A 24,842-nucleotide genomic window follows, 5' to 3' on the forward strand; every position below is an offset into this window, starting at 1 on the left:
AATCTCATCACACGATAATTGCCAGGAAGAACACTCTGGTTTTGAGAGAAGGGCTGAATAATGAGGTAGCTCAATTTTTGTGAATATCGCTGTAGCGGTACTTTGTTGACCAGGGTCAAGCGGAGCTGTAGAGAGCAAGGCCCTGCCCCCGTTCAAGCCTTTGAAAGAGGCGTTGCACGGCAGGAGGTGGGGGCAGTGATGACCAACCGCTCCAATAGCGCCTGAGCATGATCCAGGGCTCGAGCCATCCCCGCACGACTCGAAGGGCTGCTGGCCAGGACATCTGCGGTCGCATCCCGTGGGCCGTGGTGATTTTTTTCCCCCGTGTCTGCTGGTACGGACGAGGCACTCGTGGCGGCAGCCGTTGATGGCTCAGGCGGCTGGCTGACCACGTGGGTCGCACAGACGGTCGGATGACGGAGATGGTACCAGCAAAAGGAGAACGCGCAACAGACCAATTGCCAATGCCGGCGGATCCCTGTGTCGCTTCTCACCTGATACTGTGACCAGCCCAGGGCGTGTTTGACGTGTTTGTAGCTCTGTTCAATCCACATGCGCAACCCATAGAGCCTCATCACTTCCTCCACCGTGGCTGGAGACCATGAGGATTCCGTTTCAGAGGATGTTGCCGAGGCAGGCAGGTTCGTTACCAGGTATGAGGTGGTGAGGTCAGGCAGTTCCTGTGGGTCGGTCGTTACCACCAGGGCCCGTTCCTTCTGATCTGGGCCAAATGGCCCCGCCACGATCTCCAGCGCCCACCAGTCTTCTTGGCTCCCATCGCGGAAGGTCCTGGTGATATTCACCCACTTGCCCGGATGCTTGCTCCCCTCCCATCCAGCCTCGTGGGCGACATCTTGCAAGGTTCCGGCTTCTTCTTCTGGATGCCACCAGGCATGGGAAGGCTTGAGGGCCAGCACATATGGGACCTGCAGATTGGCTAAACCACTGCGAAAGCCGCGATCCTCGCCATAGAAGGAGTCGGCCACCACAGCTCGAAAAGGGAGGGCTTGGCTCACGGCTCGTTGCACCAGTTGTAGGGCAATCTTCAGCTTGGTGCGGAAGGCAGGATCCTGTTCTCCCTTGGCAAAATAGAGCGCCGGGGTGTAGGGTTCGACATCCAGCGGGTAGTAGACGCGCTCGTCGGCCCATACACTGCTGACGGAGACCACGCCATTGTCAATCTTGCCCACATTGGCCAGGTACTGCCGACTCACATGAGCCGTTTTGTGACCATCCTTGCGATCCCCTGTCTCATCAATGACCAGGACCCCGTCCTTGGTCGGTGTTGTGGTGGGATCCTCGCGCAATATGGTGAGCCGCTCGGCTTGCACCTTGCGCTCATCCCAGTCCGACTCGGAGAGAAACCATTGTAAGGCTTGCGCTCGTGGCTGGTGCGCTCCTACCAGTGGCTCCGTGTTGACCAGCCCGGTGAGGGTCTTATTTCGCTCGCTTGGCAGTAAGAGCCCCTCAAGATAGCGCCGAAACCCTTCACGCTGATTGCTCTTGCCAAAGATGGGGTCAAAGGACCTCGCATAGTCCTCCAGTGGTCCTGGAGCTGCGGCGACCTCGATGCGTCTCGTCATCTTCTTCTCTCCTCCTTCTCTCTTCTTCTCCCTTCATTCTACTCCCCCTTCCACCCTCGTCAACAAAGTACCGGTAGGAGGGGAGCGGAGAGGCATGAACCCTGTGCAATCTGCATCTCTCGAAGAAAGGTTGAGGTATTCGAGAGATTGAGGTGAGGGACGTGGGTTGGAACGCGTCAGGCCTGTTCGAGAATACGCGCAAATGCCTGGAGATAGCTTGAGTCAGCGCATTGTTCGCGGAGCAGCCAATACTCTGCTCCCCAGAAGAGATATGCATACAGGGGAGTTTCTTGCTGAGACCTGCGTATGCAGGTGTTGTAGTTGGCGATGACCTGCTCTGGCAAACAACTATACATGCCTTGCCCGGATGGGCTGGGCGGTGTCGTCACCGTCTCCCACGGCTCCGCCTGCCCCTCAGTAATCATCAGCTTTTGTCCATGAGCTTGGGCAGTTGTGAACAATTGCTTCCGTCTGCGGTGCTGCCAGGGGCTCCGGCTTCCATCCAGATACAGAGTTCTGGTGCCAAGTGCCAGCAGAGCATGACGCGGATAGTAGTCGATCCCAACAATATCCGCCAGATGCTGCGCCACCGCAAGTGAGTCACCCTGATCACGCGTTTGCCACCATTGAGAGAGATACACCAGCAAAGAGGTCGGCAAAAAGCCGTTCATCATAACTGGTCTGTCGGGATCAGCTTTTCTGAGTGCTTCAACTTCTTTTGCGACAAAGGCGGCATCCAGACGCCAGCTGTGTTCTATGCCAAGAGGATCAACGGCTTCGTGCTCGAGTTGCCACGCGACAATGCTTTTCCGCTGCTTATATCGCTCTACGAGACGGGTGATGAATGTAGTTGCAGCTTCGAGAAGTGAGGGATAAGCGGATGGTTTGATGAGAGTATGCTCAGGGAAAGGGGAGCTCAAATGATGCGCAGGCACAAAGAACTCGGGATAGCCAAAGGTTTTTAATGGGCCAACGCATAAAATGATCTGCTTTCCCGCTCGTTCGGCAGCATCAATCTGCCAATCGAGCTCATCAGGAGAGAATGCTCCTGGTTCGGGCTCAATGCGATTCCAATAGGCTCCCAGGCGAATGAATTGAAACGGGTAGCCAAGCAATGTTTGCAGAGTGGAGCGCGCATCTAAGCCGAACGCAGTAATTTGTGGCAAGCGAAAGCTTATGCCAAGCAACGTGGAATGACGAGGTTCAATGGGGAGGCGTTGCCATGCATCTGTCAGGGGCTGCGTTGCTTGCTTCAAGCGAAACTCTGATACGAGTGGTAGCGCGAGCTTGCTGGCAGTGCCGACAGTTCGCGAGATTTGTTCTTTTCTCTCCATATAGGTCCTTCCCTTTGCACTAATTCGCCTCGGCAAAGTACTCAAAAAGCATCGTGGCAAGGAAAAACCAGATAGGGAGAAGCTTCCCGATGCCCTTTGTCAAAGAGGCTCGCTGGCTCTTATACGTATACCACGATTTGATCTTTGGCAACACACTGCTCCCAATGAATATTTTATGCGTGGGCAAGGCCTGTTTTTCTCGCACCTGGGAATTTGTGCCGATATGTTCCGGCAGACGGACTCTTGCCAGCACGATCTCAGGAAATGTTACATACCATAAAGGAATCTCTCGAAATCTGCTTTTTTTCAACGTGGTGATAATCTCTGCACATACAATATGATCCGGATGGCCATAGAAGCCGGCGAGATCATAAGTAATAAGAAGATCAGGTTGCTCCTGCTGGATAAGCGTATCAAGGAACATTGTCAGTTCCGGTCTTTTCGCGTACAATGTTCCATCTCCAAAGTCCTCCTGGATAAGCCTGGAGATTCCCAGGATCGTTGCTGCTGCCCGCGCTTCTTGTACGCGAATGTCTTTGAGCCCCAGACTCAAAGTAGCCTTCGATGTTCCTCTTTCTCCCCCAGTCAAAAGCACCAGCGTTACTGCACATCCGCTTCTCGCTATCTGGTGGAGAAAACCTGCGCAACTGATAGCCTCATCATCCGCATGAGGGAAAATCACGAGTATATGGTGAAATGGCCGCCCATCTCTTAAAGGAACCGAAAAATCCGTAACAATAAGAAATCCTGCAATCCAGAGAATAGGGATGATCAGGAAAATCATCAAGAGGGTCCACATCGTTCTCTTCCTGCTCTTTCCTCTCTAAACGACGATATACCTTTCCTTATTCACCGGAGAGATGCCTGGAACACGCGATGAAACAGATCTGATTGGAACAGCATTTCAGGATCGTACATCTGCTTGAGATGGAGAAATGTTTCAACGGCGGTATCTCCAACGCTCCTCCGATAGGGAATATCGGTGAGCAGAGAATCTTTTGCAAGATAGAATCTTCCTCCAGCTGCGATCACGAGATCCATCAATTCCAGCAACATCTTACGTAACTTTTGCGCTGTCCGAGGATCAACCTGATAATTGACCTCCAGAGAGAAGCCATCAACCTGATAGCTCAGGAGGAAGGGGTCCTGGCGATGCCGCTTTATGATGCACCAGAGTGGGATAAAGTTGTTCTCCTGCGAACGTCGTATAATTTCATTGAAAAGACGCTCTGCCAGAGCAGACGGGACAAATGCCTGAAATGTCTCCGTACCTTGAGGAAGAAGAGCCCGATAGGTTGTAAACACAGCAGGTGGATAATAAGTAGAGCGAAACAGCGATCTTTGTCGAATTACTTTTCTTCCCCAGCATTTACTCCATTTATACATTACGCCGTTCGCAGTGCGCACACTGCCCTTCACAGCTGGCCTATATATTGTGCTGATCCAGCGGGCCAATCTCCCCTTGAATTGTTCTGGTAGATGAGGCCCTGGAATCTGCAAACTGGCGTCATCATACACAGCACTATATGTGGCAGAAGTGACGATTCCCTGGCCTAGACAGCAGCCACTGGCAAAGCCATTCACCCAGGCTTCCAGGTAATCCGCCGCCTGCTCTTCCTGGAATATCCTCAAGATCTCGCCTAATGAGGCAGCTGGTTGTACACATATATCGACATATCCAGAAGGAATACGTTGCAATTGTAGCGTAACACTGGTAATGATACCTAATAAACCGGCGCTCCCTACAAAAGCGCGGAAAAGTTCAGGATGGCTAATGGGCGAAAGCGTGAGCGTCTGTCCGCTTGCCAGCAATACCGTAAGAGATAGCAAATGCTCCCCGAAAGAACCATATTTCCAGGCATTTTTTCCATGTACATTCATAGCAACACAGCCACCAATAGTAGCATCGGCCGTAGATGGAGTAACAGGCGGCCACCAGCAATCTGGCATGGCAACACGAACGATGTCGCGCAAGGTCACCCCTGGCTCAACCTGCATGATCCCTTGCTCAGGGTCCCAGGAAAGGATGCGTCGCATATCTGTTACATCGATGATCACCCCATCTGTATTCAGAGCCGCATCTGTATAGCTATGTCCTGCGCCATGTGTAATTACTGAGAGGCCATACATGCGTGCAATAGTGAGCGCTTGCATGATTTCAGCGACATCCCTCACCTTGCAGACATAACAAGGGGACCGTTTCGTCATACTCCAGCTCACGAAGGAAGCTTGCTTCCACACCAGAGCCGTATCATTAGCTTCATTTTTTGCATCTATTGTATTCATTTGCGTTGTTTCCAAAAATGCCTGTTGCCTGGCATTCAACATTATAAAGGGCAGGCCGATCCCGTCAGAGATCGACGAGGTTGGATCAGAACAACAGGGAATGGGATAGAAAGGCCCTCTGAACCTAATAGCGAGGTTGGGCTGAACTTTCCAGAAGCTCACTCTTCTGATACCTTTTTCTCTATTCACCAACCACCGCCTGCGGATGCCCCTCTTTTCAAAGATGAGGAGGAAGCAGGCGTTCCTTGTTGGGGGTTGGGGCAAGGGGCCTGTCCGTAGGCATAGCCATCGGCCCGTTGCAGCACAACACAATATTTGGCATTGATACCGTCGCGCTTTCCCACACGGAAGGAGCCTGACGCTCGCACGGCGACCCGCCCCACATGCGTGCCTTCGGTTTTGAGTGGCTTGGGCAGCTGGGGCACCTCAGCCCGCACCAGATCCCCTGTCGCAAAACCTCGGATGCGCTTGTCTCGTGTGAAATAACTCACGGGAAAGCCTGAGCCATTCACATTGGTGCGCTGGTAGCTGCCACGCCCCTGCGCCTGGATGAGCAGCATCTGGCTTCGCTCTCGCGTCACTCCCACCAGGTCGCCAACACACAGCGCATCCAGACAGTGCTCCTTCTCGACACCAAAGCGATCTCGGTTCCATCTCGTGCGCCCACCGCTCCAGGTCCCAACAGGCAACCCCAATGCTCGTAAGGCTTCCACCAGCGCGAAACGCGTCGCATTGACCGCCGCGGCGTCTTTGAGAGGGACCCTGGCTTGCTTCTGCACCTCCGCATGCCCAAACTCGACGGCGGTCTGATTGCCTTTGGCTTGATTGCAGGCATGGCAACTGAGCACCAGATTGGACACGCGATGCGATCCCCCACGAGAGCGAGGTAGCACATGATCGATCTCAAAGGGCACGTTCTGCTTGCCGCAGTACACACAGCGCCGGGCGAACTTTTCGAGCAGATAGGCCCGGATCTCCCAGCCAACAAGCTCGCCTCGTTGATAGGCAATCCCGCTGACTTCGGGATGCTGCATCAGGAGCATGTCAAACTTGACGCGCTCGACCTCGATGCGCGTCAGAGGGGTCCACGTCTGCAAACGGGTGGCCCAGGTGAGGACATTGCCAATGCGAGAGCGCAGACTGGGCGGCAACCACCCTGCTGGTCGCCTGCGGTTGGCAAAGCGCGCGGCACGATACCGCAGGTTGGCCGTTCGGCGTCGCCTGCGGTAGCCTCGCCGCTGCATGAGCGCCTGATGCACCTGCTCGCCTCGATGGGACAGGTTAGCAAGATGAAGCGCATGATGGACGTCACCTTCCTCTCGCTGCTCAACTCGCACCAGCGCCATCCCGCTGGTTTTGGACCCAGGGTCCAGTTTGAGCGCGACGGGCTGAACCTCGCTCTGCTCGCGCGTTCGATCAGTGAGACGAATGACAAAGGGAACGTGTCGATGCACCACTGCTCGCTTGCGCGCCAGCAAGAGCCGTGCCCGTTTCTCCGAGCATGGCATCAGCGGTTGATGGTGCCGATCCACGACAAACACGGACATACGAATGGATCCTTTCTGCCTCCGAAGAGGCCCCCGTAAGGGGCTGGTGACGCACCTGAGCCAGGCGTGCCCAGATGACCCCTCTCGCCACGGTTACAGAAGACTTGTTTGTTGGCGCACCGCCCGACACCCCGACGGGCTTTTAACCACCAACGGCAGAGCCTGGGACTGAGGTGGCGTCCCTGGGTGCCATGATCTTCCGAACGTAGATGCGTCCTCTCCCGGCCTGCGGGATCAGCATCTCAGGCTGGACAACGGGACCAACGTCAACCACGGGAGCAAGCCCCCGCGTTCTACGCGTGGGGTCGTTGACTCGTAATCTGCGGGAATAAACACAGTATAGAGACAAAAGATGACCAGATCATGAATTCTGCCACCCTGTTTTGTCATAGATTTGTCATAAATGCCTCATCTTATCTTCCGCTTTAGAGACCATAAGAGTTTTCGCTTGCGCTACTGTAGACTTCCAGAAGCAAGCAAGATGACAGAACGATGACAAAAAAAGGAGAGCATGTTCATCTTCCCGTCACTTCCAGGCACTATACTACGGTTGGTCATGGAGAAAGCAACATAGAACAGAACGTTCAACAACTCCTCGGCCAACTACTGAGTGCCAGCAGAGCGCTGCTCGCGCTACCACAGGCATTGGAACAGATCCTTACGAAGCTCGAAACAGGGCAGCTCGAAGTGAAACTTGTAGTGTATTTGCCACCTGACTCTTCATTTCCGTGAAGAGATTATGAAATACGACAATGCATAAAAATTGGGATATTTTCGCTTTATCAGGTAAAGGAGATTGTTATGCAAGTATCGCACAAAAAAACGCCTGTGACACACTCCCGAATGCTCCTTTTCTATCTGACACTGGCTGGACTGATCTTACTGGGTATCTTGATAGAAGGCTTTCTCATTGGAACTTCGATATTTGCGGGCATGGCCTGGGGACGAGCAACACACGGTGGACTGGGACTGCTGCTGTTGCTGCTAACGCTGCTGTTACCACTAGCGGCATTGCTGGCGCGATTGCCTGGCAAAATGACCATCTGGAGTGCGGTGCTTTTCGTGCTGACGCTGCTCCAGGTGACGCTGGCAGGTTTCGCCAGAAGCGTTCCGTTTCTGGCCGCACTGCATCCGTCTAACGCCATGCTGCTGTTTGGTCTGAACGTGATCCTGATCGTTCAAGGATGGCAAATGATAGGGAAGAAGAGTCCTGAAATGGAACAAGCACAGACAGCAAAAGCGCTTCCTGATGACGTACTCCCCCGTCATCAGGTGCCGCTGGAGATCAATCTGGCGACCGGAGGCTACCTCCTGTACACTCTTATCAGCGTGGGTGTCCTCACACTCTTTCTCCTCAATCGCAATGATGTCGTCAACGCTGTCAAAGCGCTGAACCCTGGTTTTTCGCAGGGTGAGATCGACGGGTCAGTGTTCTCGATCCAGGTGATCGTCGTAGGAGCACACCTCTTCTTTGGCACCTGCACTGCCTGCCTTGCCTTCCTGATTCGCACAGGAAAGAACTGGGTACGCATAGCAAGCAGCGTTGTAGTTGGCCTTGTGGTTCTGGAAATATGCTACGAATGGCTCTCGCCGACGGATGTCCCGGCGGTCCTGGCTCCCAATCAACGGATCTACGCTGTTTTTGTCCAGATTCTCATGATCCTGATGATTCTGTCCTGCGCCACGTTGCAATGGGTCCCTCAGGTGTCACGCGACTTCTTCTCAGCGGAGAAACGACAGGTTTCCTGATCTCGCCAAAGCGAAAAGGCTGGTATGGGCCGTGCTTTATGCCTGCCCGCTGCCCATACCAGCCTAATAGGCCTAACTGTATGGTTGAGGGCGGATAATAGCTCAATCGACTGGGTGGCGGTCTATAATAGCATCCGCTAGCCCGCTACTGGCGTACGCGTCTACTGGGGCTGCGTCCTGGCGTACGCGGCTACTCTCTTGTTAAGCGGGATGTGTTCGTGTACACTGGCAAGTAGGCGTAGGAGAAGTTTATTTGCCAGGAAAAACTGAATATGCAGACAACGAATTGGTATGCTTACCTGCTGGGCGAAGCCAGGATGTACCGTGATCCTAATATTCGAAAGCAATTTATGTATAGTTTACCTATTGGTTTGGGGATATCAGTGCTCGGGGGTTCAATCTTGTCTTTAATTTATCACGATATATTCAGGCTAGTAACATGTATTTTGACGTGCCTTCCAGTAGCCCAAGTGAACCCTTTAGTAAAATTACTACAATCTCCCTACTATGTTGTTGGGCATAAGGGACTGATTTATTTCTCGGGGCAGTATATTCTCTATACTCCCTGGGAGAATATCGACAGGGTTGAGGGGCAACATGATAAGACTCCTCCTTCTATCTGGCTTAAACAGGTGCTTATGACTATGACAGTTGAGGAGGCGGTGTACAAGCAGCAGGCCGCCATTGTGGGTGCTCCCTCTCCAAACAAACCTATCGAGATTACCGATCCCAAAGATACGCGCATGCAGATAGCTCTACCTCTCTCTCCTTCCTGGCAGAAGACAGCGCTTGGACAGGATATCCTGCGCCATGCCTCTCACCTGGCATAATGTACGCTATTTACGAATGGTCACGCTCCTACAGTAGCCGCGTACGCCAGTAGCGGGCTCTTGACAGCTTGCTACGCATTGAAGACAATAAGGGCCTGATTTGATTTAGAGATCCGGGAATGAAGGTTATGATGATATTAGAGCAGCAGGTCGAGGAGAAGATTGATGCCCTGTTTCAGACATACAATCAGGAGGATACTCCGGGTTGCGCAGTTGGCGTTCTGTGCGATGGAGAGCTGATCTTTAAGCGGGGGTATGGAGTGGCGAACCTGGAGCATGATGTGCCGATTACGCCGCGTACCGTTTTCTGCCTGGCCTCGCTGGCGAAACAGTTTACAGGGATGTGCATCGCCCTGTTGGAAGAGGCCGGGCTCCTCTCGCTTGAGGATGATATTCGCACATACTTGCCAGAGTTCCCCGATTATGGTCCGCGTATTACGCTGGCTCATCTGCTGCACCAGTATAGCGGCATTCGCGACTACTATGTGCTCGCGCTCTTCCTGGCGGGCGTCAAATTTCACGACTACTTGAGCCGGGACGAGGCGCTAGAGATTCTTCTGGCACAGCGCGAGCTGATTTTTCAGCCTGGCGAGCGCTTTCACTACTCGAATTCTAATTACTTCCTACTCTCGCTGGTGATTGAGCGTATTACGGGTCAGACCCTGGGCCAGTTTAGCCAGAAGCATATTTTTGCGCCCCTGGGCATGCAGAGTACCTGTTTCCGCGAGAATCACTCTCTACCTATCAAGCATCGCGCGACTGGCTATGGTCGCTTTCCCCTGCGCAATGAAGAGCCAGGAAGCGACCAGTTTGATATGGGTGAAGCAACCCATTTTACCTGTACCAACGAGTTAGAGCTGACTGGTGATGATGGCGTGTGGAGTTGTATCGAGGACCTGGTACTCTGGTATCAGAATCTCTCAGCTAACCGCCTGGGACAGGGCAGACCAGAGCTTATAGAACGCTATCTGACTCCTGGTAGCTTGTTTGATGGGACAAGCACGGGCTATGCCTATGGGCTATGTGTGGGGACCAGGAATGGCGCGCCTTTCATTGATCATCGGGGGTGGACCTGTGGCTATGTCGCGGTTTGTGAGTACTATGTCGAAGAGCGCCTCTCCCTTTTCATCCTCTCCAACACCTCGCGCCTGCTGCCCTGGGAGTATACCGGGCGCCTGCGGGCTATCCTGCGCGGCGAGCCTGAGCAACCATCCACACCTGTCGCAAGCGTATCGTCATATGTACTGAGCAAGACGGAGCGTGCGTGTGTGACAGGTTCCTATCATTGTCCTGAGAATGCCTATGTCTGGCAAATAGCGGATGTAGATGGCCGCCTGCGTGTTACCGTCAATGGCCTTGATGAGGTCGAGCTGTTGCCGCGTGAAAAGTACACCTTTGAGATCTCTGATGGAAGCTACCAGGTCAAAGCCATTCCCGGGAAAAGTGGTGCGCATGCTCACCTGGAGGTCTCTCGTGGCGAGCGTACCTGGACCTTTCTTCCTTTCCGCTCTTCGCCCCTGAGCGAGCCTGAGGCGCAGGCCTACGCGGGAATCTATCGTTGTGAGGAACTTGCCACTACCTATGATGTGCGCATCGAGGATGGACACGTCTGCCTGCGCAATCGCAATCGCCACCGTTGCGGCCTGGACCTCGCTTTCGAGCCTACCGTAGGTGATCTCTGCTACAAATATGATCCCTGGGTTGATGATGTAGTGATCGAGTTTCAGCGGAATCCCGAAGGTACTATTCGCGCCTTCGTCTTTCGCAGCCATAGGGGGGATGCCTGTGAGCGTCTGCGCTTTGAACGCGTAGGGTAATTACATAATAATTACTAATAATGTCAATGAGTAAATATTGTATGTATTGTCGTTCGTAGGAGAATGAGCATTTGAGTAAAACCATACCACCACAGCAGCCAGATACAAATTCCGCATTCCCCAACCCTTCCCTTTCGCCCACTAATTATCCACCTTTGCAGGGTAATGCTGTCCAGCCCGGGCAACTCGCTTTACAAGCCCTGAAAAAGGTTCCTGAAATAACGGTTTATTTCTGGATCATTAAATTGTTGACTACTGCCATGGGCGAGGTGACCTCAGACTTTCTTGTGAATCACCTGGCTCCGGAAATCGCAGTTGGCCTCGGGTTCATTGGATTTGTAGTGGCGTTGGTATTGCAGTTCGTGGTGCGCCGCTATGTACCCTGGATCTACTGGCTGGCCGCTGCCATGGTCGCCGTATTTGGCACGATGGCTGCCGATGTACTACACGTCGGGCTTGGTGTTCCGTATATCGTATCAAGCGTCCTATTTCTGGTCTCACTGGTCGTCATTTTTGCCGTCTGGTATCTAAGCGAGAAGACGCTATCCATCCATAGCATCTACACGCGCCGCCGTGAGCTATTCTACTGGGCCACGGTCATGGCGACGTTCGCGCTTGGCACTGAATGATCTAGTTGTCATATCACAGCGACAGATAAAAGAAACAATTATTGCTCTACGAAAGCTCAACAAGAATAACCCATCGAAGAGAGTTACAGGCAGAGGAACACATGCTAGCTGAAAGAGAACTTCTAGAGGCAACCTATCAGGCGATGCTTGCAGAGGGGCAAAGAAATATCAGTGGGCGCACTGGCGAAGGCTGCTCATGTGAACCGCGATTTTGCTAATGTATGGTTGAAGGATAAAGCGAAGGCCGAGTCCAGGGCCACCGATCAAGGCCACTAGGACACCGAAACCGTGGTGGACTCAGAGCCAGAGAGGAATGTTTCTTAGATCAAGATCGATTCATTAAAAGAGCACTGGTCGCCTCTCAAAATATGGTTCATCTCCACTGCTCTTCGGCAGGAGAGATGAACCATTGCATCTTACGCGCTCTTGACATCCTTGCGCGTAACGGTCACATACGCCACAAAGGTGATGATCAGGATGGTCAGAGCCAGGCTGACCCAGCCCGTACCCAGGCCAGCGCCGCCAGCGCTCGGCTCCTTGCCTGCCCAGTCGGCAAATGAGGCCCCAAGCGGCCTGGTCAGGATATAGGCCAGCCAGAAGGCCGCAATCTCATTCAGACCAAGCCGCCAGTACGCCAGGGCTGGCAGGGCGATCAAGACGACGAACAGCACACCAGAGGCGAAATAGCCTAGATGAACGGTCATCGCGGCGAGATCGCCCACAGCAGTGCCAAGCGCAAAAGTCACGACGACCGTGGCCCAGTAGAAGAGCTCGCGCCGACGTGTGTAAATGCTATGAATGGAGAGCGTCTTCTCGCTCCGATACCAGACGGCAAAAATGACGACCAGCGCGACCAGGAAGAGCGTGCTGGATACCGTATATGGAACCCCTAGCCCGACGTGCAGCACGTCAGCGGCCATCGTCCCAAAGACGGCCACCATGGCGGCGGCCAGCCAGTAGATCCAGGGTACATAGCGGCGCACCACGAACTGCAATACCAGCGCCACCACAAAGCCAATAAAGCCAAGGCCGACCGCGATCTCTGGCGCCAGGTGATTCACAAGAAAATCTGAAGTGACCTCACCCATGGCCGTGGTCAACAGCTTGATAATCCAGAAATAGACCGTGACCTCAGGAACCTTTTTCAGAAATTGTAAGGCGCGCTGCCCGGGCTGGACGGCATTGCTCTGTATGGACTGATAACCTGTGGGTGCAAGGGAGGGATTGGGGAATGCGGAATCCGTCTCCGGCTCACGTGGTGGTATAGTTTTACTCAAATGCTCATTCTCCTATTAATGATAATAGTGCTATATATATGTATTGATCATTTTTAGCATGTCATCATCTACGGTCATCATTTGGTGAGCAAAGCTATGCAGATAACCGCATCGGCAAATCAAAGGCCAGGTAAGAACCATTGAACGCTGGCAGTGATCTATCGGGGCCAGTGTAGCTTCTATTCTAACATACAGGCAGTTAAAACAGAAAATGAGCGGCGCGAGATAGGACCTGGTGGAGCTCGCTACTGGCACACTCGGCTAAACGGTGGATACATCTTTATCCGAATTGACTCACTAAAGATCTTACTTTGACAAGGTGTTTGCCTCACGAGTAATGTAACCCAAAGCGATGTCATTCTACAGAGCGGAGGGTCAGAAGTGAGGTCACACTTGAGTCATTAAAGCAAACGAGAATTGTGATGGCAAATAGCCTTCCTTACAGGTCAATATCCTTCGTCAGCTCTATGCATCCCTGCCAGATGCTCAATTCCATAGTATTCCTCACGTAGGACATAGCGCCCCTGTCGAGAATCCATCGCTGGTCAATACACTCTTAATCCGTTTCTGACAAGCGCATACTGTTTAATGTACATGCAGACAAAAAAGCTTTTGTGGTAGAGGAGCAAAAACAATGTGTTCGAATCTGACTTGACGGGCAGCGGTAGAGGCAGCATTAAACAATCCGAAACTGCCCCGGAACTTAGGGCATAAACCGTTTCCAATGGCCCTCGGAGACGACTTCGACGGTGCCGTCGATCACTTTGATGGCGGTCTGATCGTCGATCGCATACGCCGGTACTGGTATCCCGGCGGCCCATCTTTCTGCGTTGGCCATGGAATTGTCCGGCAAATACTCGGCATCCAGGTGCGGAAGCAACGTAAAGTCAACTAGCCCCAGCATTCTGTCGCTGCGGCTCTCCGTCAATTTAGGGTCGTCGTAGACTCCGATGGGGGGGGTGACCACCATACTCCCACCGCTCAGCCCCACATAGACTGCCTCGCGCCGCAGCGTTGGCAAGAGGTCCGCCAATCCCGATTGCCACATCCAATAGCACAGATAAAACACCTCACCTCCTCCAACCAGCAGGGCGTCAACCTCTTGGACCAGAGGAACCCAATTCTCTTTCTTGATACTGGGGAGAGCGGTGAGCTCCAGTACTCCCAACGACTTCCACCCCAATTCGCAAAAGGGGCTCTTGGCCACTCCGTGGATCAACTGGTAGACTCCAGCAAGACCGCCGGGGTAAGCGTACCACGCAGTGGGAATGACGAGGGCGCTGGACTCGGCAATCGGTTTGCCTAGGAGGTCGACCAGCGCGTCACGAATACTGGTGTTGGAGATGCCGCTAGAGGTGAGCAGAAATTTCATGATGCCTCCCCTTGCCGATTGAATGGGAGCCTTTCGGCTCCTCCAGTCCCTCTCTTTGACACTGAAAACGAGAGAGTGCCCAAATACGTACCCCAGGTCTTGAGTAAGTATGCTATCTTTTGGCTCATATTTTGATTCCTGTAATCAAGTGTCACACGCCCTGACGAAATCCTTCCTCAATCCAGGTAATGTGCGTGGCGGCATGGCCCGCTCTCCCGGCAAACAAGTCGCCAGCGGTCTGGTCACCAATGACAGTAGGCACCGGAGTGGCCAGCTGATCATCGGTGAACTGTTGCAGGAGGTCCAATGTTTCCTGCCGCGCCGCCAGATAATCCGCTGCCACCATCTCCAAACTGTCGTCATGGTGCTCGTTCACGTAGGTTTGATTAACGCTGGCGACAGCCATCCCCAGCCGCTCCTCCTCCTCCGGAGTCAGCGCGCTCAGATCGCCCAGGATGACCGGCATTTCCATTCCCGCCGGGTATTGAGAGCGTAATAGAACGTCTCGAGTGTCGCCAGCGAGTGTACGTCGCAGCAATCGCTGGATGTTGCGCTCGCTTTTCACCAGGTGAGCAAAATGATCCTTGGCGCGCCACGGAGCTCCTCTGGGAACTTCACTCGCCGTTGCCGGGCGCTCCAGGTCTTGCTGGCTCAGCCCTTGAAAAAACGCCATCACCTGCGTCTGCGATGCCGCAAGTGTGTCCAAAATCTCTGCGCGAGTTGGCATGATTACTCTCCTAGAAATCAGTGACTCAAGCACAGGGTTTTACGCGGCTCTTGATAACCGCTTTCCGCCCTGCTCCTTCTGCTTCATCGGATCTCGTGCTTCCCACTCGCCGCATCAGGGGGGTTCTGGTTATCTGGTTGGCTTAGCGCGTCGAGCAGCACCTCCTCGGAAGGATAACATGCGAACCCCAAAAAAACTTCTTCTTTCTTGCTCTTTTGGCCATGCAAGGCTGCCGCAGAGCATGACAAAACACGCGTCTCACAGGCAGCGTTGAGTGTGTATTTCCAGTATTCCATATCGTTTCTCTCGATGGAGAGCGGTTTCTCCAGGACGAGAGCCGATCCATTCGGCTCTGAGTTAAGGAAAGATCTCCATAGCCGCAACGTAGATACCTGCGGTACAGTTTGTAAGCAGATACCACTGAACTGGATCGATAACTGATCTTATCGGCGCAGTTTTCCATTTCCATGTCGAGTTATCGGCAGAGTTGGCACTGTTATCCCGCCAAAAACTGTGCCGATAATCCAACTGGACCGAGAAGAAAGCCATTTTTCAGGCTCATCTGCAAAACTATCCACGTTGCGGCTACGAAGCCGCTATCTTAACTCAGAGCCTACAAGAAGAGGCGCACCAATCACCCGTCTTACCAGAGCAGCGATCTTGGGTCCGCCTGGATGGAGGTCTTCCTCACCCTCTACACCATCTGCCACACCTGCACTGTCTTGTCAGCAGAGCCGGATGCTATCCGCTTCTTATCCGGGGACCACGCCACTGCATCCACAGCGTTAGAGTGCCCTTGGTACGTAAAAGCAAGGCTTCCATCGCTCGTGTTCCACACTTGCACTGTCTTGTCAGCAGAACCGGATGCTATCCACTTCCCATCCGGGGACCACGCTACTGCATCCACACTAAAAGAGTGTCCCTTGTAGGTAAAGGCATGGCTCCCATCGCTCGCATTCCACACCTGCACGGTGTCGTCAGCAGAGCCGGATGCTATCCACTTCCCATCCGGCGACCATGCCACTGCATTCACAGAGCCAAAGTGTCCCTTGTAGGTGAACACATTCCCCCCATTACTGCCATTCCACACCTGCACGGTGTTGTCCCAAGAGCCAGATGCTATCCACTTCCCATCCGGGGACCACGCTACTGCATACACTATGTCAGTGTGACCTTGGTAGGTAAAAAGCTGGCCCAGATGTTCGCGCCAAAACAGGAATCCGCCGGTCCCACCCCCAACAAGCGTCCCTGCACCTAAGATCCCGATGAGAAGCATGCTGCGGCGCGATAGAGTGGGCTTGTTTGTCATCTTTCCTGGCGTTGGAACAGCAGGCGATCTCGGTAGCACAGGTGCGGGTGGAGGAAGTGAAGCGATCAGGCTGTGTTGTGTTCGTCATGGAAGATTCCACCGGTTGTTGTGATCGAGGGACCGATCCTGTCGCTGTGAAAGGTGGGGGCAGAGTTGTACGTGTGGGCGGTGGTGGAGTCTCTACCTGTGATGAGGACTCGAACGGTCGTGGGCGTTCGGTTGGCAGCAGATCCTGACTGGCCTGCTCCAGTGCTGTAGCGAAGGCGCTGACCGAGGCAAAACGCTCCTCTGGTTGTTTCGCCAGAGCGGTCAAGACCATGTGGTCGATATCGGGCGAGAGGAGGGGAACCTTTTCCCGTAAGGACAGTGGGGGAACCGTCAAATGCTGGCCCACCAGTTCTGGAAATGATCCATGAAAGGGGCGATCTCCACTGAGCCACTCATAGACGACGATCCCTAACGCATACTGGTCACTGGCTGCACGCGGCTTCCCCTGGATCTGTTCCGGAGCCGAATAGGCCATCGTTCCCGCCATCTCCTTCGTGCTCTGGTAGCGCGAACTCTGCGCAATCAAGGCGATGCCAAAATCGCTCAGGAGAAGGTTACCATGCTCATCCAGCAGCATATTTTCCGGCTTGATATCCCGGTGAATGACTTTGCGATCATGAGCATACTGCAATGCCTCTGTCACCTGCTTCACATAGCTGACCACCATCCTTACGGGCAACTGGGTTCCTCGGGGATGACGAGTGCGCAGCGCGCCATGGTGGGCATAATCCATTACCAGATAAGGAGTCCGTCCCTCAATACCAAAATCGAGGACACGGATAATATGGGGGTGTTTGAGGCTTGCCAGCAGGCGTGCCTCCTGCTGGAATTGCATCACGTCTTCCTGCCCCACTTGGGTGTGCAACACTTTGATCGCAACAGTCGTCCCCAGGAGGGTATGTTCTCCCAAATAGACCTCCGCGAATCCACCCTCACCAAGCAAACGGGTGAGACGATAATTCCCCAGGTGCTGCCCAATTCGATCCATCCTAGATCTCCTATGCGTATTTTTTAGAGAAGAAGAGCATGAGAGAGAGAGGGGTATCTATTCTTTTGTGAAGGAGTATAGCACAACGAGGCAGTGTGCGCAGGCAGATGGGACCAGCGGAGTGTCCGTCATTTTTTTGCAGAGAGGCGAGATGGCCCTTTAGGCCCGTCAGTGGAATGTACAAGGCTAAGATTATCGCCGCAGGGAGAGCTGGTGTCGCTCATCAAAATCGCTTAGAGCTAGTTTGAAAAGGGGCAACCAGTCAGGTGAGATAGACTTGGAATATGAAAGCAAAACAAACCTATCCCACAGATCTGACGGATGCCCAATGGTATTGTATCAAAGAGTTGATTCCATCGGCGAAGCCGGGAGGGCGACCCAGAAGCTTGCAGATGCGAGCCGTGATCAACGCCATCCTCTACGTGGTCGTGACCGGATGCCAATGGCGCATGCTCCCCAAAGAGTATCCCGCCTGGCAAAGTGTGTATACCTACTTTCGTGCATTTCGTCGTGATGGAACATGGTACTGCATTCACGAGACGTTGCGTGCTCGGGTTCGTCGACGCCTTGGTCGTCACAAGCATCCAACAGCAGGATCCCTGGACAGCCAAAGCGTGAAAACGACCCAAGGGCCTGGTATCCGTGGCTATGACGCTGGCAAACACATCAACGGTCGCAAGCGCCATATCCTCGTCGATACGTTGGGCCTACTCATGGCCGTTGTGGTCACAGCGGCTTCGGTTTCCGACGCAGCGGGAGCTAAACTGCTGCTCACTCGCTTGAGTGGAGCCTGCAAAAAGCTCCGGCGCATCTGGGTCGATGGTGGCTATCGCGCTCACCTGCTCGAATGGGTGATCGTGCATTTTCACTTTCTTCTCCAGCCTGTGCTGCGCTGTGATGATCAGAAAGGATTTGTCGTTCTGCCCAGGCGCTGGGTGGTCGAACGAACCTTTGCCTGGATCACTCAGTGTCGTCGATTGAGTAAGGACTATGAAACCTTGACCCAGAGTAGCGAAGCCATGATCTACATTGCCATGACTCGCTTGATGATCCGACGCTTGGCGAAAAGGTGACCTTTTCAAACAGGCTCTTAGCTTGACTTTGTACATTTTGGGGAAAGAACGAGGCATGAAAACCTCTTGAGATAAGATAGAAGCTGACCAAAGCATCATCTTGTCAGGAGAATATTCATGCCTCTTCCCGACCCCATTATAGAAGTTTTAGCCGTCTTTCGGCCACTGTTTACGGCTCCCACTTGGAGGAAACTGATGACGTTGCTCACCGGGACCTTGTTGGCTCATGGGCGCCGAACAGTCACGGCAGCTCTGCGTGCCAGCGGCAACGACATGGCTGCCAACTGGAGCACCTTCCATCACGTGCTCAATCGAGCCCGCTGGTCTCCTCTGGCTGTGAGCCGTCAACTTCTCCTCCTCATCGTCGAAACCTTCGTGCCAGCCGGAGCTGACGTGGACCTGGTCATTGATGAAACGCTCGAACGACGCTGGGGCTGCAAGATCAGGAAACGAGGCCATTACCGCGATAGCGCGCTTTCCAGTCGAGAACGCTCGGTGAGTAGTCCTGGCTTGCGCTGGATTGTGATGGCAGTGGCCGTCACGCTGCCTTGGACGAAGCAGCGCTGGGCTCTGCCTTTTCTCTGCGTGCTGGCGACGACCCCGGAAGTGAGTGAACGACTAGGCAAGCGACACAAGACTATCGGGATGTGGGCACATCAAATGATCAGTCTGGTCCGCCACTGGCTTCCCGGCCGCTCTATCAAGCTCATGGGCGATACCGCCTACACGGTGTTGGAGTTGGGATTGCATGCACGTGCCCAACGGGTGACCCTGGTCACAACTGGCCGCTTGGATGCCGTGTTCCATGAACCGCCTCCCAAACGCACCCAGCACACCATTGGCCGTCCGAGAGTGGTAGGCCAGCGTCTTCCTTCCCTGGAGCAGGTGTTACAGAGCCCGGAGGCCGTCTGGCAGGAACTCACCCTGGACTGGTACGGCGAAGGGAAGCGCACGCTGGAGCTCTGTACCGGCACGGCTCTGTGGTATCGCTTTGGATACGATCCGCTGCCGATCCGTTGGGTCCTGACGCGTGATCCCTCGGGCAAACGCCCTCCGAAAGCCATCTTTTCCACCGACCCCAACCAGACAGCAGAGCAAATCGTGAGCGACTTTATGAAGCGCTGGAGCCTAGAAGTGACCTTTGAGGAGGGGCGCGCCCATTTGGGAATCGAGACCCAACGCCAATGGTCAGATCGAGCGATCGAGCGCTCGACTCCTTTGCTCTTTGCCCTTTACAGTCTCGCCACGCTTTTTGGGCAGGCGTTGCATCCCGATGGGCATGTCCCTGTTGCTCAAGCGGCCTGGTATCGCAAGCCAGCCGCTACCTTTCGTGACGTGCTAGCGACTGTTCGGCGATATCTGTGGGGCCATGGAACTTTTCCCACATCACCCACTGATCCTGGGGTGGTTTTAGTGCCCTGCTCTACCCTTGAGCGATTGTCGTGGGCCGCCTGTTTTTGATTGGAAATGTACAAAGTCAAGCTTAGACCTATCGCACCTTTTCCAAAAACTGTGCCGCACTTATCTCCTTTGCGGCTACGAGGCTTCTTCCTTAACATAGGGCCCATTCCTGGGTTTCACGCTGATGCGCCTGAGTTTCACCCAAATTTTCGCGGCAGTTCCTCCGAAAATAGGCTTCTAATGCTGAGATAAAGCTCGGATGCAGCTCATTTTCATTCGCTTTCATGTCGCTCCGCGACATCACGCTTTAGCCCAATTTACTAAAAAGACCCCGAAATTTGTGGGCAGTTTTTCGGGGTCTGGCTGGATTTTATCGTAGCGGTAAAAGGGTCAGTGGCAGGGTCTTATCTTGCCAAAAACAGTCCATCCGGGGGCGAACAAAACGGCTCATCTCAATGTGGATGGACCAATGGAGTGCGATGAATGACACAGGAAACGAAGCGGTGGGAACGCAATATTCAAGGATTGGAGATGAGTGCTCAGAACAAAGCAGCGGCCACTCGACAACGCGCAGAGGATGCAATTGCCTTTCTCCAGAAACAACAGCAACCAATCAACTTCAAGGCTGTTGCCGAGACAGCGGGGATTTCGACGGCCTGGCTTTATGCTCATGAAGATATCAAGGATCGTATCATCTCCTTGCGTGCCCAAAATGCTCCGAAACTTCAGATGAAGCTTCCAGTTCGCGAACGGGCTTCCGACGCTTCCAAGGACGCTATGATTGCAGCACTCCAGAAGCGGGTTTGTGAGCAATCGGAGAAAATCAAAGAACTCGAAAAGCAACTAGAAGTAGCCTACAGCTCTCTCTATCAACGCTAAGTGACAATTCCACAAGGCTCTCCATCCTCATGGAGTTGTTTGTGCGACCTTGTCAACTTTCTCTTTCTAACATACACTTTGTCGAGATTGATGAGTCAGAAGTATGTTCGTCGGGCTATGCTCTATAGAGATGAAGGAAGCACAAAAAACGATGCAGTCTCAGAATCTCTCTTCCTCTCAATATGAGGTTCATGTTGAACGCCAGGTTCCCATCCCCATGACAGATGGAACCATTCTGCGTGCTGATGTCTATCGGCCCAGCAGCCCTGGGCGCTATCCTGTTCTGATCGAACGAGTTGCTTACGAGTTAGCAGAGCGATGCCGATATGCTGGCGAATATTACGCCAGCCGTGGATATGTGGTTGTTGGACAAAATGTCCGAGGACGCTTTGCATCTGAGGGGGAGTTTATCCCGTTTCGGGATGATGGATGGAGTGACCATCGAGACGGATATGACACCATCCTCTGGGCAGGAAAACAACCCTGGTCAAATGGAGTAGTGGGTATGCTAGATGGCTCCTACTCTGGTGGGACGCAATATTTACTCACCCCGACACAACCTGACTTCCTCAAGGCACTGTTTGTGCGCGAGGGCATGTCAGATATTTACCACGACTTTGTTTTCCGAGGGGGGGCTTACCAATTAGCATTGCACAGAGGATGGGCCATCAATGCAACGCTTGCGCACTTGCGGCAAAACGTTCTTCCTGAGACGGCATTAGCACTCGCCTCATTGGAACTGGCTGCAAAAAACGTGGATGACTGGCATCGCCATCTTCCTCTTACCGCCTGTCCTCCTTTGGAAGAGCTTGTCGACTGGTATTTTGCCGATCTCGCCCACCCGGAGGATGGGCCATATTGGTGGCCGACCAGCCTCTCCCAACACTTTCACGAGGTAAATGTGCCGATCCTGCACCTGGGAGGCTGGTTTGATGTGTTTCTGGGGAGTACGCTTCGTTGCTTCCAGGGTATCCGAGCACAGGGCAAAACAGAGGAGTGCCGGTCGAATCAGCGACTTATCATTGGCCCCTGGATTCATGGTCCGAATCAAATTGGAGAGCCTGTTATCGGCGAACTCGACTTCGGACCGCAGGCCGCTTTCGATCTCTTTGACTATCGTCTTCATTGGTATGATTACTGGCTCAAACAGGTGCCGAACGGGATCATGGATGGCCCAGCAGTGCGTGTGTTCCTGATGGGCTCCAATCGATGGGTGGAAGCCGAGTCCTGGCCGCTGCCAGATACGACCTACCAGCCGATGTATCTCCAGGCTGGCCCTGGGCAAACGACTGCTTCTCTCAACAACGGACATCTTGCTTTCACTCGCCCAGCTTCGGATGAGCAAGCAGAGAGCTTCCTCTACGACCCAACGACTCCCATCGAGAGTCTGCTGACCTATCCCTTTCTCGGTCCAAAGGATCATCAGCATATCGAGGGACGCATGCTCACCTACACGTCACAACTCCTTGAGCAGGATCTGGCAGTGATTGGACCAGTGAAAGCAGTCCTCTACGGCACATCTTCAGCTCCAGATACCGATTGGGTAGTACGCCTCTGCGATGCCTGGCCAGATGGACGCTCCATGTCTGTCTGTGATGGGATTTTGCGGGCACGCTATCGGGATTCCTTGACGGAACCTACACCGATGCATCCAGGGCAAATGTATCGCTTTGAGATCGACCTCCAGGCAACTGCGCAAGTCTTTCAAGCAGGTCACCGACTCCGAGTCGAGGTAACCAGTAGTGACTTTCCCCGCTATGATCGGAATCTGAACACAGGGGAAGCGCTTGACACGGGATACCATGGGCAAATTGCCAACAACACAGTGTTCTCTGGTGGGTCAAGAGCGTCTCACATCCTCTTACCCATTTGTTCGCTGTAGCGGAAATGCTTGCCTTACCTCTCCAAAATGGGGAGGTAAGGCAGTATCGTTGTGAGTATATGAACAATGTGCGTAGTAGCATTTCAGGCGGACTTAACCAAAAGCGATCTAGATTTGAGCTGTAAAGTGGGTTGGAATGCGCGGATCAACCTCGTGGCCCACAATATGGTCTACCTGGGTCGTTCGTGGATAGCCATACTGAACATCGTCAATGAGCGTACTACTCCAAGTGACCACCATAGACCCGGCGAAGGCAAGCAACAGGGCGCACAACATCCCTAGCCCAAGAGGAAGGAGCCAGGTGCTCCCTCTTGAGGATGGTGATCGCGCTGGAGCTGACGGTCGCGAGAATTCCGGCACTTCCTCGGTTGTGGTGGTGCGCTGCGCTCGCGGTTTGGCGAACTGAGAAGCACGCGTGGTCTGGACGGCTGGCACTTTCCCTGGCGAGGACAACGGACGGTGACGCACAACAAGGCTGCGCGGGGCGAGACGATGCTCCTCTCCCTCAATGGTTACAGGCATGGTGATTCCCTCCTTATAAAAGCAGGCACAATATGGTCACAGCAGAAATAGAGGGTCCTGGATTGATGAAGGAGAGGGAGGGAGGTAACAAGGAATGGAGGGATGAAGAAAAAAAGATTATAAGAGATCATTATCTCTCTATGCCTAGTGGGTCACTTGCCAAGTACTGTGGGAATGTGAAAGAATGAAACACGAAGAAACATACAACCCAGAAAGGAGTCGTCAAAAACGATCGCCATGTCTCGTCCTGTTGCCCAACCCCTGCGTCTTTTCACCGAACGCGAACGCCAAGAACTCCAACGAGTGAGCCGCGCTCCGAGTGAAACCGTGATCCGCCATCAGCGAGCGATTGCCTTGCTGGCGGTTGCTGATGGAAGGTCCTTGACGGAAGCCGCCAAAGAGGCGGGATGGAAAGTCCATGATACCGTCACCCGTTTGATCCGCCGCTTCAATGAGCGCGGACTCGCTGCCCTGGATGATTTACCTCGGAGCGGTCATCCCCGCAGCTATGGCTCGAGAGAGCGCGCACGCATCGAGCAAGAACTACGACGGAGTCCATTGCTCAAGGAAGATGGAACAGCCACCTGGTCGCTCACCATGCTGCAACGCTCCCTGCGTGAGGCTCCTGATGGGTTGCCACAGGTAAGCACCTTCACCATTTTGCATACCATCCATGAAGCAGGCTACACCTGGCAGCAGAATCGGACCTGGTGCAAGACCGGCACCACGCTTCACAAGGGAAAGGATGGCGTGGAAGAGCGCCACGATCCCTACACACAGGAAAAAAAACGGTCATTGAGCGAGCCTATGTGACCGCCGAGCGGCTCGGACTGCAATTGTGGTGTGAAGATGAAGGTGGTCCCTACCAAAGTATCCCCTACCCTGGCTCGTCCTGGCAACCTGAAGGTCAGCCTGCATGTCGGCCCCATGAGTATCTGCGGGGCGAGACAGCCAAACTGCTCACCTTGTTTCGGCCCGCGACTGGCGAAGTCCGTGCTGAGGCAGTGGAGCACAGCACGAATGCGGTGCTGCATCCCTGGCTCAAACGCGAGCTGCAAGCCATCCTCAAACAGTGTCCTGCGGCCCCAGAGGTGGTACCACAAGGCAGGCGCTGGCAGGACTGGGATATCTATCCAGCGGCCGAGCAGCTGGATCGCTTTTTCCCACCCGTGCAGGTGTTGCTCATTTTAGACAACCTGGCAGGGCACAAGAGTTTCAGTCTGGTGCAATGGTGTGCTGAGCACGGCATCCTCTTGCTCTGGACCCCGACGGCTGGTTCCTGGCTCAATATGGCCGAGTCACTGCAACGCATCCTCCAGCGGCGGGCGCTTTCCGGTCAGCACCCTGCAGACGTCCAGACGCTCAAGCGCTGGCTCACCGAGGCAGTTGATGGCTGGAATCGACATCCCACACCGTTCATCTGGGGCGGCAAACGCCATGCCCGTCGCGACCGGGCCTATGCTCGGCGGCACCGCTTGGCTGGGTCAGGGGCGACGACGACGTATGCTGTCCCTCGGCGTATCCGTTCGGTTCGCTACTACAAGAGGGTGGCTAATACCGCAGGAGTTGGCAAGTGACCCACTAGTGCA

Annotated in this window: 21 protein-coding genes and 3 pseudogenes; 13 read left to right on the top strand and 11 right to left on the bottom strand. The window is 53.8% G+C overall.

Annotation, left to right across the window (positions count from 1 at the left end; all coding sequences use genetic code 11):
- Positions 1-152: 152 nt before the first annotated feature.
- The 5 genes from KTE_RS32710 to iscB all read right to left on the bottom strand — a co-directional run bounded on the left by KTE_RS32710 (position 153) and on the right by iscB (position 6,750).
- Positions 153-1,583, bottom strand: coding sequence for an IS701 family transposase (locus tag KTE_RS32710; protein ID WP_201389039.1), 1,431 nt, complete (start codon positions 1,581-1,583; stop codon positions 153-155).
- 176 nt (positions 1,584-1,759) lie between these two features.
- Positions 1,760-2,917 (bottom strand): beta-galactosidase, encoded by a 1,158-nt coding sequence (locus KTE_RS32715; protein ID WP_201389041.1) that lies wholly within the window; start codon positions 2,915-2,917, stop codon positions 1,760-1,762.
- A 19-nt stretch (positions 2,918-2,936) separates the two neighbouring features.
- Positions 2,937-3,701, bottom strand: a complete 765-nt coding sequence (locus KTE_RS32720; RefSeq protein WP_201389042.1) for a PIG-L deacetylase family protein — start codon at positions 3,699-3,701, stop codon at positions 2,937-2,939.
- A 65-nt stretch (positions 3,702-3,766) separates the two neighbouring features.
- Positions 3,767-5,245, bottom strand: a complete 1,479-nt coding sequence (locus KTE_RS32725; RefSeq protein ID WP_307812048.1) for an FAD-binding oxidoreductase — start codon at positions 5,243-5,245, stop codon at positions 3,767-3,769.
- 143 nt (positions 5,246-5,388) lie between these two features.
- Positions 5,389-6,750, bottom strand: coding sequence for an RNA-guided endonuclease IscB (gene iscB / locus KTE_RS32730; protein WP_236600762.1), 1,362 nt, complete (start codon positions 6,748-6,750; stop codon positions 5,389-5,391).
- A 492-nt stretch (positions 6,751-7,242) separates the two neighbouring features.
- Between iscB and KTE_RS32735 the strand changes: the two genes are divergently transcribed.
- The 5 genes and pseudogenes from KTE_RS32735 to KTE_RS32755 form a co-directional block, all read left to right on the top strand.
- On the top strand, positions 7,243-7,482 hold the full coding sequence (locus KTE_RS32735; protein ID WP_201389045.1) for a hypothetical protein: 240 nt from the start codon (positions 7,243-7,245) through the stop codon (positions 7,480-7,482).
- Positions 7,483-7,551: 69 nt separating this feature from the next.
- Positions 7,552-8,499, top strand: coding sequence for a DUF6220 domain-containing protein (locus tag KTE_RS32740; RefSeq protein WP_201389046.1), 948 nt, complete (start codon positions 7,552-7,554; stop codon positions 8,497-8,499).
- A gap of 470 nt (positions 8,500-8,969) precedes the next feature.
- Positions 8,970-9,329, top strand: a complete 360-nt coding sequence (locus tag KTE_RS32745) for a hypothetical protein (protein ID WP_201389047.1) — start codon at positions 8,970-8,972, stop codon at positions 9,327-9,329.
- Between the two features lie 128 nt (positions 9,330-9,457).
- Entirely contained in the window at positions 9,458-11,146 is a 1,689-nt protein-coding gene (locus tag KTE_RS32750) for a serine hydrolase (RefSeq protein ID WP_201389048.1), read from the top strand.
- A 155-nt stretch (positions 11,147-11,301) separates the two neighbouring features.
- A pseudogene (locus KTE_RS32755) lies at positions 11,302-11,769 on the top strand (hypothetical protein); the annotation flags it as partial.
- 422 nt (positions 11,770-12,191) lie between these two features.
- On the opposite strand, the gene KTE_RS32760 reads toward KTE_RS32755, so the two are convergent.
- Complete coding sequence (locus KTE_RS32760; RefSeq protein WP_201389049.1) at positions 12,192-13,052, bottom strand: hypothetical protein; 861 nt, start codon at positions 13,050-13,052, stop codon at positions 12,192-12,194.
- 703 nt (positions 13,053-13,755) lie between these two features.
- Here KTE_RS32760 and KTE_RS49920 point away from each other — a divergent pair.
- Positions 13,756-13,848: pseudogene (locus KTE_RS49920) on the top strand (IS5/IS1182 family transposase); the annotation flags it as partial.
- A 3-nt stretch (positions 13,849-13,851) separates the two neighbouring features.
- Here KTE_RS49920 and KTE_RS32765 read toward each other — a convergent pair.
- From KTE_RS32765 to KTE_RS32780, 4 genes and pseudogenes are all read right to left on the bottom strand, one after another.
- Positions 13,852-14,424: pseudogene (locus KTE_RS32765) on the bottom strand (Type 1 glutamine amidotransferase-like domain-containing protein); the annotation flags it as partial.
- Between the two features lie 151 nt (positions 14,425-14,575).
- Positions 14,576-15,151: a DinB family protein gene (locus KTE_RS32770; RefSeq protein ID WP_201389051.1), complete on the bottom strand. Its 576-nt coding sequence runs from the start codon at positions 15,149-15,151 to the stop codon at positions 14,576-14,578.
- A 694-nt stretch (positions 15,152-15,845) separates the two neighbouring features.
- On the bottom strand, positions 15,846-16,427 hold the full coding sequence (locus tag KTE_RS32775; RefSeq protein WP_236600764.1) for a WD40 repeat domain-containing protein: 582 nt from the start codon (positions 16,425-16,427) through the stop codon (positions 15,846-15,848).
- A complete protein-coding gene (locus KTE_RS32780; protein ID WP_201389053.1) occupies positions 16,315-17,496 on the bottom strand; it encodes a serine/threonine-protein kinase in 1,182 nt (393 codons plus the stop codon). The genes KTE_RS32775 and KTE_RS32780 overlap by 113 nt, the downstream gene beginning before the upstream one ends.
- A 284-nt stretch (positions 17,497-17,780) precedes the next feature.
- On the opposite strand from KTE_RS32780, the gene KTE_RS32785 reads away from it, so the two are divergent.
- From KTE_RS32785 to KTE_RS32800, 4 genes are all read left to right on the top strand, one after another.
- On the top strand, positions 17,781-18,569 hold the full coding sequence (locus tag KTE_RS32785) for an IS5 family transposase (protein WP_201389054.1): 789 nt from the start codon (positions 17,781-17,783) through the stop codon (positions 18,567-18,569).
- Positions 18,570-18,686: 117 nt separating this feature from the next.
- Positions 18,687-20,030 (top strand): transposase, encoded by a 1,344-nt coding sequence (locus KTE_RS32790; RefSeq protein ID WP_201389055.1) that lies wholly within the window; start codon positions 18,687-18,689, stop codon positions 20,028-20,030.
- A gap of 423 nt (positions 20,031-20,453) precedes the next feature.
- A complete protein-coding gene (locus KTE_RS32795) occupies positions 20,454-20,849 on the top strand; it encodes a DUF6262 family protein (RefSeq protein ID WP_201389056.1) in 396 nt (131 codons plus the stop codon).
- Positions 20,850-21,000: 151 nt separating this feature from the next.
- On the top strand, positions 21,001-22,731 hold the full coding sequence (locus KTE_RS32800; RefSeq protein WP_201389057.1) for a CocE/NonD family hydrolase: 1,731 nt from the start codon (positions 21,001-21,003) through the stop codon (positions 22,729-22,731).
- 108 nt (positions 22,732-22,839) lie between these two features.
- Here the strand turns inward: KTE_RS32800 and KTE_RS32805 are convergent, their stop codons facing one another.
- The gene (locus KTE_RS32805; protein ID WP_236600765.1) at positions 22,840-23,253 is read right to left on the bottom strand and encodes a hypothetical protein; all 414 of its coding nucleotides are present in this window, start codon (positions 23,251-23,253) and stop codon (positions 22,840-22,842) included.
- 32 nt (positions 23,254-23,285) lie between these two features.
- Between KTE_RS32805 and KTE_RS32810 the strand changes: the two genes are divergently transcribed.
- The 3 genes from KTE_RS32810 to KTE_RS32820 are packed head-to-tail and all read left to right on the top strand — an operon-like array spanning position 23,286 to position 24,830.
- On the top strand, positions 23,286-23,441 hold the full coding sequence (locus KTE_RS32810) for a hypothetical protein (protein WP_201389058.1): 156 nt from the start codon (positions 23,286-23,288) through the stop codon (positions 23,439-23,441).
- Positions 23,442-23,490: 49 nt separating this feature from the next.
- The gene (locus KTE_RS32815; protein ID WP_201389059.1) at positions 23,491-24,066 is read left to right on the top strand and encodes a helix-turn-helix domain-containing protein; all 576 of its coding nucleotides are present in this window, start codon (positions 23,491-23,493) and stop codon (positions 24,064-24,066) included.
- Entirely contained in the window at positions 24,063-24,830 is a 768-nt protein-coding gene (locus KTE_RS32820) for a transposase (protein WP_236600766.1), read from the top strand. Before KTE_RS32815 ends, KTE_RS32820 begins: the two co-directional genes overlap by 4 nt.
- Positions 24,831-24,842: the final 12 nt, after the last annotated feature.

Source organism: Ktedonobacter sp. SOSP1-85, assembly GCF_016587415.1.
Taxonomy (GTDB): domain Bacteria; phylum Chloroflexota; class Ktedonobacteria; order Ktedonobacterales; family Ktedonobacteraceae; genus Ktedonobacter.